Source organism: Synechococcus sp. Cu2B8-bc1011, from assembly GCF_047302735.1.
Taxonomy (GTDB): domain Bacteria; phylum Cyanobacteriota; class Cyanobacteriia; order PCC-6307; family Cyanobiaceae; genus Synechococcus_C.
Genome location: NZ_CP138915.1, coordinates 1,789,182 through 1,801,789, shown reverse-complemented (window position 1 = coordinate 1,801,789; position 12,608 = coordinate 1,789,182). Strand labels below are relative to the sequence as shown.

Annotated in this window: 11 protein-coding genes; 8 read left to right on the top strand and 3 right to left on the bottom strand. The window is 53.6% G+C overall.

Annotation, left to right across the window (positions count from 1 at the left end; genetic code table 11):
- Window positions 1-28 precede the first annotated feature (28 nt).
- A complete protein-coding gene (locus SIC18_RS09330; protein ID WP_048346474.1) occupies window positions 29-544 on the top strand; it encodes a DUF4330 domain-containing protein in 516 nt (171 codons plus the stop codon).
- Entirely contained in the window at window positions 541-1,818 is a 1,278-nt protein-coding gene (gene dacB / locus SIC18_RS09325; RefSeq protein ID WP_048346473.1) for a D-alanyl-D-alanine carboxypeptidase/D-alanyl-D-alanine-endopeptidase, read from the top strand. Before SIC18_RS09330 ends, dacB begins: the two co-directional genes overlap by 4 nt.
- Here the strand turns inward: dacB and SIC18_RS09320 are convergent.
- Together SIC18_RS09320 and coaD are read right to left on the bottom strand one after the other, a co-directional pair.
- On the bottom strand, window positions 1,793-2,743 hold the full coding sequence (locus tag SIC18_RS09320) for a hypothetical protein (protein WP_048346472.1): 951 nt from the start codon (window positions 2,741-2,743) through the stop codon (window positions 1,793-1,795). The two genes, dacB and SIC18_RS09320, sit on opposite strands and share 26 nt — an antisense overlap.
- 10 nt (window positions 2,744-2,753) lie before the next feature.
- Window positions 2,754-3,236, bottom strand: a complete 483-nt coding sequence (gene coaD, locus SIC18_RS09315) for a pantetheine-phosphate adenylyltransferase (RefSeq protein ID WP_048346471.1) — start codon at window positions 3,234-3,236, stop codon at window positions 2,754-2,756.
- Between the two features lie 55 nt (window positions 3,237-3,291).
- On the opposite strand from coaD, the gene uvrC reads away from it, so the two are divergent.
- Genes uvrC through SIC18_RS09285 form a run of 6 tightly spaced genes read left to right on the top strand, consistent with a single transcriptional unit; the run spans window position 3,292 to window position 8,852 of the window.
- On the top strand, window positions 3,292-5,247 hold the full coding sequence (uvrC, locus tag SIC18_RS09310; protein ID WP_413429414.1) for an excinuclease ABC subunit UvrC: 1,956 nt from the start codon (window positions 3,292-3,294) through the stop codon (window positions 5,245-5,247).
- On the top strand, window positions 5,244-5,558 hold the full coding sequence (locus SIC18_RS09305; RefSeq protein ID WP_413429413.1) for a hypothetical protein: 315 nt from the start codon (window positions 5,244-5,246) through the stop codon (window positions 5,556-5,558). The genes uvrC and SIC18_RS09305 overlap by 4 nt, the downstream gene beginning before the upstream one ends.
- A gap of 6 nt (window positions 5,559-5,564) precedes the next feature.
- Window positions 5,565-6,971: a cryptochrome/photolyase family protein gene (locus SIC18_RS09300; protein ID WP_413429412.1), complete on the top strand. Its 1,407-nt coding sequence runs from the start codon at window positions 5,565-5,567 to the stop codon at window positions 6,969-6,971.
- Window positions 6,972-7,012: 41 nt separating this feature from the next.
- Window positions 7,013-7,600, top strand: a complete 588-nt coding sequence (hemJ, locus tag SIC18_RS09295; RefSeq protein WP_413430532.1) for a protoporphyrinogen oxidase HemJ — start codon at window positions 7,013-7,015, stop codon at window positions 7,598-7,600.
- Window positions 7,539-8,246: a PHP domain-containing protein gene (locus SIC18_RS09290; RefSeq protein ID WP_413429410.1), complete on the top strand. Its 708-nt coding sequence runs from the start codon at window positions 7,539-7,541 to the stop codon at window positions 8,244-8,246. The genes hemJ and SIC18_RS09290 overlap by 62 nt, the downstream gene beginning before the upstream one ends.
- 27 nt (window positions 8,247-8,273) lie before the next feature.
- Entirely contained in the window at window positions 8,274-8,852 is a 579-nt protein-coding gene (locus tag SIC18_RS09285) for a hypothetical protein (protein ID WP_413429409.1), read from the top strand.
- On the opposite strand, the gene cobN is transcribed toward SIC18_RS09285, so the two are convergent.
- Window positions 8,842-12,606 carry a cobaltochelatase subunit CobN gene (gene cobN / locus SIC18_RS09280; protein ID WP_413429408.1) on the bottom strand — a complete coding sequence of 1,255 codons (3,765 nt, stop codon included), beginning with the start codon at window positions 12,604-12,606 and terminating at the stop codon, window positions 8,842-8,844. The two genes, SIC18_RS09285 and cobN, sit on opposite strands and share 11 nt — an antisense overlap.
- Window positions 12,607-12,608 lie beyond the last annotated feature (2 nt).

The following is a 12,608-nucleotide window of genomic DNA, read 5'->3' as shown; positions in this document are numbered from 1 at the left end:
TACTCTGGCCAGGTGATCGGCAATGGGTATGGCTTTCAGAGACCGATTACGAGGGTTGTCAGTTCTCGATACCACTGCTGGCCTGATTGCACTGGTCGCCGTTGGTGGGGTGCTTTGGAGTCCAAAGCTCTCTAATACGTTCGCAAAAGCGAACGGGTCTGTGAAATCTGTGCAAATCATGGTGGACGTTCGTCGGGTGAGTGCCGCAGACCCTGAAGCATTGGTCCAGAAAGCGCTTGCTTCAGGACGGGCGAGCATCATCATTCGGAATCAACCCGCTGGAAGCGTCAAGTTGATTCGCGTCGATGACATCAACCGAGTGCTAGCAGCGGTTCAACCTGATGGATCCGTCGTGACGGCACCCGATCCAAACCGAGCGACTGTGGGCACATTGAATGCTCGCTTTGTGCTGAAAGGTGATGCAACGGTGTCCAAATCTGGCGTGGTTCTGGCCGGTACCAAGTTGAAAGTCGGCATACCCGTCGAACTTGAAGGTGAGCTTTACCGCCTCAATGGAACGGTTAGTGGCTTGAAGGTGCAATGAAAGCAGCTCTCCTTGTCCTAACGCTGGCGGCAAGCACTACAGCCTCAATTCCTGGTAAGGCCGAGCAGCCCCCACTGCTTACCCTTCCACCACCACCGTCCAACCAGCCTCTTCCCGATCTCCAACAGAGAGGACGCTCCTGTGCACCTCTGCAGCAAGCTCTGAATCGCTTACTCGCACCCGTTGCCAGATCCTGGAGCGTTTCAGTGGTTAACAGCAATGGTGATTTGCTGGGTGACGTCAATGGCGGGATGGCACGCATTCCAGCCTCCAACCAAAAACTCATCAGCACCGCCTTCGCCCTCGACCAATTAGGTCCAGATTTCCGCTTGCGAACTCAGTTAGTCCAACGGGCTGATGGCACCCTTGAACTCAAGGGTCAAGGGGATCCTGATCTTGGCATTGCCGGTTTACAGCGTTTTGCCATGGCCGCTATGGGTCAAGGAGGAGCACGGGGAGCCTCAGCCGGATCCGTGAAGTTGATGGTGCAGGAAGAACCTCGCAAAAACTGGTGGCCGAACGATTGGCACCCCGCAGATCGCGCCTATGCCTATGGAGCCCCAATCACTCGCCTTGCCCTAACCAGTAACGCTCTAGGAGGTGCTGTGAACGATCCCTACAAACGGTTAGAGACGTTGTTCAAGAAAGAGGTGAAGCGGCGCGGCGGATCCGTCCAGGTCCAACAAGTGCTACCGATTCGAAACAGCCAACAGCGACAACAAAGCGACGATCAAATCGTGGTGCATGAAGAGACCTCTGCTCCGATGCATGCCTTGATGAGCCTTGCCAACACTGAAAGTCATAACTTCACGGCAGAAGTTTTGCTGAGACAAGCTGCTGACCAATGGGATGTGAGAGCGGCATCGGCAGCCGCACACCGTTGGATGCAGCAACAAGGGATCTCTGTGGAGGGACTCAGGGTTGCAGACGGCAGTGGTCTTTCGCGCAACAACCGTGTGTCAAGTCAGACCATTGCTGCGTTATTGATGCGGATGGATCAACACCCTTACGCCGCTTATTACCAAGCTTCGATGGCGATTGCTGGACAGAGAGGAACACTGCGCAACTACTTCATCGGTTCACCGATCCAAGGCAAGTTTTGGGGCAAAACAGGAACGATTAGCGGGGTGCGCTCAATTTCAGGAATTCTCCAAACGAACGACGGGCCTCGCTACGTGAGCATGATCTCGAATGGTGCTAGCCGACCTAACGCAACGATCGGCCAGATCTTGAGGACCGTGTACAACCTCAGCCCGTGCCCTTCATCGATCTAAGACGGGAAGCTGCACGACGTGCTTTGTTCATCGAGACCGCTTTTCCCTGACGATTGTTTGGTTCAAGAGCTTCTGTCTCAGATGCGGAACTCTCGGGGCGAATCATTTGAATCTTGACGAGTTCCTGGCGCCCAGCCAACACCACCTGAGCCATCTCCTTGAGTCGCTGCTCTAATTCGCCAAGGGTTTGCTCGGCGTAGCGGTTAGCACCGTCTTGAACAGAGGCTGCTTCTTGGCGTGTGCGCTGAATCAACGATTCACACTGCTGTTGAGTCTGCTGACGAAACTGCAGAGCATCGTTATGAATACGCTCAGCTTCCGATTGAGCTTCTTTCTGGAGTTTGACCCCTTCAAGACGGATTTGCTCTAACTCCTGAGCAGACTGCTGTCGACTTCGCTCATGATGCTCAGCCAATTGGCGCTTGAGTTCGAGCGCTTCTTGATCAAGTTGTTGACGGCGTTGCAGAGCCTCTTGCTCTAAATGTTGACGACGCGTTGCATATTGCTGATCAAGTTGAACTTGCTTGGACTGCATTTCGTGCTCCATTTGAGCGGCCTGTTGGCGAGAACTCTGGAGGAGCTGTTCGCACTGCTGGCGAACTTGATCTCTCATTTCATTAACTTGACGTTCAGCTTCCTGGCGAACCGCAGCCGCACTCACAAGCTGTTCGCGCTGAAGCTGGGCTTTTTGAACAATTTCGTCGGCCTGACTGCGCGCTGAGGAAATGAATTCGTCCTTCTTTTGCAGCAACTGATCAGCTTGCACGACCTGCCCGGGAAGGGCCTCTCTAACGCCATCGATAATCTCGACGGCGTCCTGCTCATTGACTAGCCTGCCACCGCTAAAAGGAATGCGACTACCTTCGAGAACAATTTCCTCGAGCTGATCGAGCTGGTCGAGCACGGAGAACTGGATCTCGCTCATCGCAACTGGCTTATAAAGCCGAATTAAAGAACCTCTTGAGGTCTTCCGCCACCACCGCCGGAACCATGTGATCCACACGGCCACCAAATCGAGCCACTTCTTTCACAACCGAACTGCTCAAAAAGCTGTAGTGGGCTGCAGTGCTGAGAAAAATCGTTTCAAATTCTGAATCCAAAGATCGGTTGGTATGGGCAATTTGGAGTTCGTATTCAAAATCACTCATCGCTCGTAATCCACGCAGGATCAACTGGGCATGGTGTTCGCGAGCGCAGTTCACGGTTAGGCCGTTGAAGCTGGTCACCGTGACCCCTTGCAGATGGGAGGTGGCCTGAGTGATTTGCTCCAACCGTTGATCAAGACTAAAAGCGGGAGACTTGCCTGGGTTCTGGAGAACAGCCACAACGACTTCTCCGAATAAGGAACAGCCACGCTCGATTAAATCGAGATGACCAAGGGTGAGTGGATCAAAACTGCCCGGATAGAGAGCGCGCATCAGCCATGAAGGACTGATCGGATCCTATGCAGCGCAGGTTCTCTAGATTCAAGAGATGCAGCGTCCTTTGCTAGAGCAACCGGAGCGCCTGGAACAGCGCCTGAAAGAGATCCCCCCAGAGCCGGGCTGTTATCTCATGCGCGATGCCGACGACCGGTTGCTCTACGTCGGAAAATCAAAAACCTTGCGCAGCAGGGTTCGAAGCTACTTTCGAAGCAGCCATGACCTGAGTCCACGCATCCGCTTGATGGTGCGGCAAATCTGTGAAATCGAATTCATCGTCACGGATAGCGAAGCTGAAGCGCTCGCTCTGGAATCGAATCTGATCAAAAACCAGCAACCACATTTTAATGTGTTGCTGAAAGACGACAAAAAATATCCCTATCTCTGCATTACCTGGAGCGAAGCCTACCCCCGAATTTTCATTACTAGACGTCGAAGGTTTAGAAGCCCACTTGATCGGTTTTATGGACCTTATGTGGATGTGGGCTTACTGAGAAGGACCCTGTTTCTTGTAAAACGTGTTTTTCCACTACGCCAACGACCACGACCACTTTATCCTAATCGAACCTGCCTTAATTATTCGATTGGCCGTTGTCCAGGAGTTTGTCAAGAGAAGGTGAGCTCTGAGGATTATCACCAAATTTTACGCAAAGTTGCGATGGTGTTTCAGGGTCGAAGTGATGAACTCAGGAAACTCCTGAACCAGCAAATGGAACGTTACGCCGAGAGGCTTGATTTTGAATCTGCAGCACGAATACGCGATCAACTTCAGGGTATTGATCAATTAACAGCTGACCAAAAAATGAGCTTGCCTAATGCATCAGTGAGTAGAGATGTTCTGGCTGTTGCCCAAGACGATCATTTTGCAGCCATTCAGTTGTTCCAGATGCGTGCTGGAAAACTTGTGGGGAGACTTGGTTTCGCCGCAGATGCAACAAATCTAGAGGCAGGAATCATTCTTCAACGCGTCATTGAAGAGCACTACAGCCAGGTTGATGCTGTTGAGATTCCTCCAGAAGTTTTGGTGCAGCATGAGCTACCTCAACAGAGCTTGATTACTGAATGGCTGAGCGAGCAAAGAGAGCGCAAAGTTCAGGTGTTGCATCCCCAACGACGCCAAAAAGCAGACCTGATTGATTTGGTGATGCGTAACGCTGAATTTGAACTGGGCAGGGCTCGTCAGACTCAGGAGCAGCAAGCCTTAGCGAATGAGGATCTCGCTCAACTTCTTGAGTTAGCCACACCTCCAAGACGAATTGAGGGTTATGACATCAGTCATATTCAGGGCAGTGATGCTGTGGCCTCTCAGGTGGTCTTTATTGACGGACTTCCTGCCAAGCAGCATTACCGCCGATACAAAATCCAAAGCAGCAGTATTCAGGCCGGCCACAGCGATGACTTCATGGCCATGGCAGAAATCATGCGCAGGCGCTTTCGCAAATGGGCCCGCGTTAAAGCTGAAGGTGCTGACCTGGATGAGGTCCGTCGTCAATCCAATAGCAGCCTGAACATGAATGGACTCCACGATTGGCCCGATGTCGTGATGATTGATGGTGGTAAGGGGCAGTTGTCCGCAGTGATGGAGGCCTTACGCGAGTTGGATTTGCATGAGGACCTAGTGGTTTGTTCCTTGGCCAAACAACGCGAAGAGATTTTCCTCCCAGAAGCAAAGCAGCCCCTCGAGAGCGAACCGGATCAACTCGGAGTGACGTTGTTGCGACGTTTGCGCGACGAGGCGCATCGCTTCGCAGTGACCTTCCATCGACAGCAGCGTGGCCAGCGGATGAAGCGCTCACGACTATCTGACATTCCTGGGCTGGGGCCGAAACGGGTGCGTGATCTATTGGCTCACTTTCAGTCGATTGACGCCATTCAGCTGGCCAGCGTGGAGCAAATCCATCAAGCCCCCGGGGTTGGACTCTCTCTGGCGAAACAGATCCGCACCTATTTTCATCCGCAGGAACTGGATGAGGACAACGTGGGGATGGCAGGTGAGGACACGGAATGAAACGCTGCTTTCACGCCACGAACCTGGTCTGCACTGTGTTGATCGCATTCTCCATCTGTCTGATAAATCCTGATCGAGCCTTGGCGGCACCGGGCCTATGCACAGGTGTGGTGTGCGCCGATGAGATCACCCGCAGCGCCAAAAATCACTGGCAACTGCGGATGCGCTTGGAAGATCAACAAGGGCATCGGGAGCGTGTCGTGATGGACTGCCGAAACCAGCAGCTCAGCCCACGAGGAGGGCTGGTGGATCGCATCCCAGCCACAGCGCTGGGACGGCGTGCCTGCCGACTAGCGGGAGAAACCGGATAAGACGTTATGGAAATCACGCTTGTTTTCCCCCATCAGCTTTTCGAACACCATCCAGGTATTTGTGACAACCGCAGCATTGCCTTGATTGCAGATGGCTTGATCCTCGGAGGTGATCCTCAATGGCCGCTCACCATCCACCCACGCAAGCTCAAGTTGCATCAACAAACGATGCTTGCCTACCAAAAGGATCTTGCGTCCAAAGGTTTTAGCGTTTGCATACTCACACCCAATCAGAATCAGCAAACATCAGATCTTCTGAACCAATTAATTGATTCTGGATATCAAACATTTTACATGGTCGATCCAATCGATGATTTGTTGAATAAAAGAGTCAAAAAGACATTGGAACGGCGCCATTGCATTCTCAATCTTCTACCCACTCCGATGTTGCTGACGCCAACCGAAGTGATGGATAAATATTTCAGCGGCCGACGCAAACCAATGATGGCCAATTTCTATCAAATGCAGCGCAAGCGCTTAGGAGTGTTGATCGATGATCAGGGAGATCCTGTGGGTGGTCGCTGGAGTTATGACGCCGATAACCGTAAAAAACTTCCCAAAGGAATCACGGTTCCTGAAGAACCATCAATTGATTTCCCTATTGATCACCGATCAGCAAAACAATGGCTTGACACCTTTTTGGAACAAAGACTGGCTGGTTTCGGCACCTATGAAGATGCCATCAGCTCCAAACACCGTGTGATGTGGCATAGCGTCTTAACCCCGATGCTCAACCTCGGGCTTCTGACTCCCCAGCAGATTCTCACCCAAACGCTCGACGTTGCAGAATCTAGTGAGATCCCACTGAATTCTCTGGAGGGTTTTCTAAGGCAAATCATTGGTTGGCGTGAATTCATGGCTGCGATGTATCTGCGCCATGGAGTAACGATGCGCAATAGCAATTTTTGGAACTTTGAAGATCGCCCCATCCCAGACGCATTTTACCAAGGAACCACGGGGATTCCACCGATTGATGATGCAATCAAACGTGCTTTGAACACTGGATATTGTCATCACATTGAGCGCCTGATGCTGCTGGGAAACCCGATGCTTCTTTGTGGTTTTCATCCCAGTCGTATCTATACTTGGTTTATGGAACTGTTCGTGGATGCTTACGATTGGGTCATGGTTCCTAATGTTTATGGGATGAGTCAGTTTGCAGACGGTGGAATCTTTACGAGCAAACCTTATATATCAGGCTCCAATTACGTTCGCAAAATGTCTGACTACAAACGCGGAGAGTGGTGTGAGATATGGGATGGCTTGTTCTGGAGTTTTATTCATCGTCATGGAGACTTTTTTCGTTCACAACCAAGATTGGCGATGATGACTCGAAATCTCGATCGCATGGCAGCCGAGGTAATGGAAACGCATTACTCCAAGGCGCAACAGTTTCTTGACTCACTCAGCTAGCGGCTTTCTATTGTTGAGGAGAGATTGATGGGGTCATGACACTGACGCTTCCTCCTGAGGCTTACCTGTGGTTCAAGACCCTTCACATCGTTGGCGTGGTGGTCTGGTTCGCGGGTCTCTTTTATCTCGTTCGACTGTTCATCTATCACGTTGAAGCGGACGAGGTGGAGTCGCCTGTTCGCGAAGCCTTCAAAGCGCAGTACGCAGTGATGGAAAGGCGGCTGGCCAACATCATCACCACACCTGGCCTGATCCTCACCGTGACAATGGCGGCAGGTCTGTTGATCACACAACCATCCTGGCTGCAGCAAGGCTGGATGCACGCAAAGCTCGGCTTTGTGGCTCTGTTGCTGGCCTATCACGTGTTCTGTTATCGACTGATGGGACAACTGCAAGCTGGGGTTTGCCAGTGGAGCGGCAGGCAACTCCGTGCTCTCAACGAACTTCCAACCCTGTTGCTTGTTCTCGTGGTGATGCTGGTGGTCTTCAAAACCCAATTTCCAACAGGAGCAGCAACCTGGTTAACCGTTGGACTCGTGGTGTTTATGGCCGGCACCATTCAGTTTTATGCCCGCTGGCGACGTCTCCGCGAAGCAGCGCTCGCGCAGGAGTCAGCCAGTGACGCATGACCAGCACCCACTGCGGGCTGTTCTGAACACGGTTGGACCTGAGAGCTGTCCAGGTTTACTCAATTTTCATTGCCATACCGTCTGCAGTGACGGAAGCCTGGAACCGGTTGCACTGATTGAACAAGCCAATGCGCGCAAGCTGAGTCACATTGCCGTCACCGATCACCATTCGATCGCCGCCTATGGTCCGATGGTTCGTTGGCTTGAGCGTGCTCGCGATCAGGGCGTGAACACTCCAACGCTTTGGAGTGGGATGGAAATCAGTTGCATCCTGCGCGGTTGTTTGGTTCACGTCCTAGCTCTGGGCTTTACGCCAGGACATACCGCTTTGTTGCCTTACTCCACCGGCGATGCTGCGGTTGGTGCACCTCTGAGGGCAGGCGAGGTTCGTAAAGCGATTCATGAAGCCGGCGGGATCGCAATCCTTGCCCATCCAGGTCGGTACAGGTTGGGGTTCTCGGTCTTAATCGATGCAGCCGCTGAGCTCGGTTTCGATGGTGGTGAAGCCTGGTACGACTACGACATGCAACAACGCTGGTCACCCACGCCATTGATCTGTGAATCGATCGATCAACAGTTAAAAAACCTTGGCCTTTTGCGTACTTGCGGCACTGATACACACGGAATTGACCTTAAGGGCCGCTAAATTCATTCAACGATCTGGATGGTTGCAATGGGTCTTTTCGATCGGCTGCTTAATTCAAGCTCCAAGAAGGACGGTCAACAGGGCCTTCCTAAGGACAACGTCAAAGCGAAAGCAGAGGCCTTCTTTCTCGATTCAGACACGTCCTCCTCCTACGGAAATGTGGACTACATGCGGGAGGCCAAAACCATCCGCCGCACCTTCCCAGGATCCGCCGACAATCCAGGCAATAAGGAACTGGTGACCGAAGTGGATGCAATGGATCTCAAAGTTGGGACCCGTTCCAAAGGATTGGGAGATGAGAAACCCAACGAAGAACCTTCGATCCCCTCGGTGATTTCAAGTGGCATTCCCACCCCGGTGAAAAAGACTTTCGCCGAGGCGATGACAAAGGAGGAGCTAGATCAAAAACTCAAGGGAAATGCGTTGCGTACGGCAGGTGTCAACGCACCAATGGCTCCCAATGCAGCCCCTGCAGGTCGCAAGGAAGAATTGAAATCCGAACCACCCAAAATGCAGCCTGCTCCTCAAATGCAGACGCGGACTCCATCCTCGAAGCCAGGATCGATTGATCCGTTTAAGGACATGGTTCGCGACCTCAACAACTGAGGCCTCCTTTCTCGACGGCCTCCTCGGCCTGAAGAACCAATCCCCGGATCTGCTCAAGCTGATCGGGGGAAGGTTGAGACCACAAGCCTCGGTTTGCAGCTTCCAACAGGCGTTCGGCCATATCCCTGAGAACCCAGGGGTTCGACCGCCTTAAAAAGTCTTGTGTGCTGACTTCAAGCAGCCACTGATCACAGATGGCCCCGTAGCACCAATCAGGAACCGCTTCAGTTGAAGCGTCATAAGCAAACAGATAATCGAGGCTGGCTCCCATTTCGAACGCTCCTTTGTAGCCATGCTGTTGCATTCCTTCGATCCAGCGTGGGTTCAATAAACGGCTTCTCACCACCTTGTCGATTTCACGGCTGAGGGAATGAATGCGAAGTCGTTCCTGGCGAGAGTGATCTGCAAACCATGGCCGCACGTTGGTCCCTCCAGAGCGACGCACCGCTGCGGTCATCCCTCCATGAAACTGGTAGTAATCATCGGAATCGAGTAAATCGTGTTCCCGGTTGTCTTGGTTATGGAGGACCACCTGCACGTGACGCAGAGCTCGTTCTAACCCTGTGCGGTTGGCATGAGCTTGAACGTCGCCGTCGTAACTCCACGAACTCCAAGCTAAAAAAGCCTCGCCAAGTTGTTCCTGATGGTCCCATTGGCCCGAATCAATCAAGGCCTGCAATCCAGCGCCATACGCACCTGGTGCAGAACCAAAAATCCTGGCTTGAGGGCCTTCCTCGCGGGTGATCGAGGCAAGAGGATTCACATCGTCGCTTTCATCGAGGGTTGAGACGAGTTGCACAGCGCGATTCACCCAACCCACAAGCTGAGGGAAGGCATCGCGGAACAGTCCTGACATTCGCAGGGTGACATCAACCCGGGGTCGAGCCAACAGGCTCAAAGGAATCACTTCAAGGTCCACCATTCGCCGTGTTGGGCCATCCCAGAGAGGTCGAACGCCAAGAAGAGCCAACATCTGTGCGATGTCTTCACCGCCGTTACGCATCGTGGCTGTCCCCCACACCGAGAGGGCAAGGTGACGCAGATCTTCCCCTTCCTCGAGTCGGTAGAGATCCAACAATTGCTCAGCGCTACGCCGGCCTAAATCCCAGGCCGCTTCGGTTGGAAGACCACGCAGATCAACGGAATAGAAATTTCGCCCCGTTGGCAATACATCTGGACGACCACGCGTTGGAGCTCCGGAAGGTCCACTGGCGATCCGTCTTCCAGACAAAGCAGCAAGGAAGGCCTTCTTTTCACTCGAGGCACAGGCCAACAAACGCGGTAACAGCTCATCGTGCAGGCGCAGGAGAGCAGGCTCCTTGTTGTCGTGGAGCCACTGCTGGAGCGCTGGACATAGCGGTTCACCGGGCTCGTCTGTGATCTGCTCCAGCAAGCGAAGCGCTTGACCATCGAGCCAACTCACAGCAGCCGAGACACGTCTGGGATGATCACAACCCAACTGCTCGAGGGTTCTGCGGTCGTGGTCGCTCAAACGGGCACCATCTTCATCCGACCAGGGGTCGCATTCCAGTCCAACCACCTTGGCCATGGCCTGGGTGATGCCTTGGCAGCCACCCGACGGCGATCGCGCAATAGCCAGCACGAGTTCTCTTTGAACCGAGCGTTCAGGCTGGCTGCCAAAACGATGCAGGCCGGTTCTGATTTGCGCCTCCTTCAACTCACAGAGATAGGTCTCAACCTGATCAAGACAGCGGGCCCAAGAAGCGTTGTCTTGATTAGCCGCGCTGGAAGAATCATTCGATGCATCGGGGAAGGATGGCCAATCGAGGTGTTGTAGCAACTGCTTGATTTGCTGCTCGAGTACATCGCAGCGTTCAGCAGCAACTTGACGAGCCTCGACGTACTCATCCAGCAAGGCTTCCAGAGACAGCAAAGATCCATGCAATCCAGCCCGACCCAAGGGCGGAGTGAGGTGGTCGAGGATCACGGCATGTCCCCGACGCTTGGCTTGGGATCCCTCCCCCGGATCATTCACGATGAAGGGATAAACGTGAGGGATCGGAGCAAGCGCTAGCCCTGGACCACAGGCTTCACTCAGTCCAACCGACTTGCCTGGTAACCATTCGGCACTGCCATGCTTCCCCACATGGACCATCAGCTGGGTGGCGTGCACCTCCTGCAGCCAAAGATATTGGGCCAAATAACGATGAGGGGGAGGAAGATCAGGCGAATGAAGATCACTGATCTGATCGGGGTCATAGCCGCGGCTGGGTTGAATCAACACGGCCACATGACCCAGAAGCAAACCATGGACAGCAAACCCCTTCTCCTCCAGATCCACGGCCTGTTCTGGTGAGCCCCAACGACGCTCAATCAGAGCTCGTGCGCCAGGTGGGAGCTGACTCCACCAGCGCAAATAGTGGTGGAGAGGTAGATAGGTCAGGGGCTGAAGGTGAAAACTCTCGGGATCGTTGCTGCGTCTAGACAACAATTGGGCCATCAGCGCCTCAGACGAATCGGGACGCGACTCGCTGCCCAGCTCAACGCCCGCTTCAGCAAGCCAGTTCAAAATATTGATGGTGCTGGCGGGTGTGTCCAGACCAACCCCATTGGCTAAACGTCCATTGCGAACTGGGTAATTCGCAAGCACCAATGCCACGCGCTTCTCTGCTGCTTCCGTTTGACGAAGATCCACCCAACAACGGGCATGGTCGGCCAGCCAATTCAGCCCAACGGAGTCGGGAACCAAACCTTTAACAGCCGTCGACAAACTGGATTCCGAATCTTGAACTTCCCGGAAGGCACCGATTCTTGTGGTGATGCGGCCATCCAACTCAGGAAGAACCACTTGAAGGGAGAGATCGATGGGATCAAGACCCTGGGTTGTAGCGTCCCAATCCTGCTTGGATCGTCCAGAGCACAGCAGCTGCAACACGGGCAGATCAAGGCCATCCCAAAGCGGAGTGCCAAGCCCTGCCTCTTGAAACTGCACCGATGCAAAGGCCGTGGTGCTGACCACTAGCTGGACATCCTGCGCTTGAAATGCTCGTTGCACCCCCTCTTGGACCACGGGATCTCTCAAGCTGCTCACCCACAGGGCACGCGGTGATAATCCACGGCTTCGCAACGCCGTTAAAAGTTGATGACACCAGTCCGTGTCTGCGGCACGGGCATGAGCCCGATAGAGCAGGACTCCGACCTTCGCACCAGGTTCATCACACCAATCAAACGGAGCTGGATCAGCCATCCGTTCGGGCTGAAGATCGATACCGACATTGAGGAGTTCAGGTGCCTTGCAGCGGTTGATGAAGGGGTGAATCGCCTTCAAAACCTTGGTCATGTTGGGCATCCCCCCTTCGCGCAACAACAGAGCTAATTGTTGAGACAGCGTCGAAGACACCGATCCAATCGGATGGAGTTCGTCGTCTTGATCGGCGGTCCCCGCCAAAACAAGCAAGGTTCGATGTTGCGCAGACGCCTGCCAACGCCGGCACTGTTCAAGCCCATAACTCCAGTGACCTCGCCCACCCAGCAGGCGCACCACCAGCACCCGAGCCAAGCTCGCCGTCGTGGCCAGATAGTGATCAATTTGAGCGGGATGCCGAAGACAATCGAGGGGTAAAGCTCGCAACTGCTCCTTCCAATGCTGCAGCTCTGGCTGCCGAAGGCAGGCTGAAAGGGTGCTGATATCGGTCGCTGCGCTCGTCAGGAAAAGAATCGGGGCGGGCGGTTGCTCAACAACGGTGAAAACCTCGTTGCTTTCGGCGCCCGGAAGACTGCTCAGTCGATGCATGT

Excerpts from the sequence above, each read along its gene's own strand:
- SIC18_RS09320 (WP_048346472.1), bottom strand. The coding sequence starts at position 2,743 with ATGAGCGAGATCCAGTTCTCCGTGCTCGACCAGCTCGATCAGCTCGAG.
- SIC18_RS09290 (WP_413429410.1), top strand. The coding sequence starts at position 7,539 with ATGCCCGCTGGCGACGTCTCCGCGAAGCAGCGCTCGCGCAGGAGTCAG.
- cobN (WP_413429408.1), bottom strand. The coding sequence starts at position 12,606 with ATGCATCGACTGAGCAGTCTTCCGGGCGCCGAAAGCAACGAGGTTTTC.
- coaD (WP_048346471.1), bottom strand. The coding sequence starts at position 3,236 with ATGCGCGCTCTCTATCCGGGCAGTTTTGATCCACTCACCCTTGGTCAT.
- uvrC (WP_413429414.1), top strand. The coding sequence starts at position 3,292 with ATGCAGCGTCCTTTGCTAGAGCAACCGGAGCGCCTGGAACAGCGCCTG.
- SIC18_RS09300 (WP_413429412.1), top strand. The coding sequence starts at position 5,565 with ATGGAAATCACGCTTGTTTTCCCCCATCAGCTTTTCGAACACCATCCA.
- SIC18_RS09330 (WP_048346474.1), top strand. The coding sequence starts at position 29 with ATGGCTTTCAGAGACCGATTACGAGGGTTGTCAGTTCTCGATACCACT.
- SIC18_RS09285 (WP_413429409.1), top strand. The coding sequence starts at position 8,274 with ATGGGTCTTTTCGATCGGCTGCTTAATTCAAGCTCCAAGAAGGACGGT.
- SIC18_RS09305 (WP_413429413.1), top strand. The coding sequence starts at position 5,244 with ATGAAACGCTGCTTTCACGCCACGAACCTGGTCTGCACTGTGTTGATC.
- dacB (WP_048346473.1), top strand. The coding sequence starts at position 541 with ATGAAAGCAGCTCTCCTTGTCCTAACGCTGGCGGCAAGCACTACAGCC.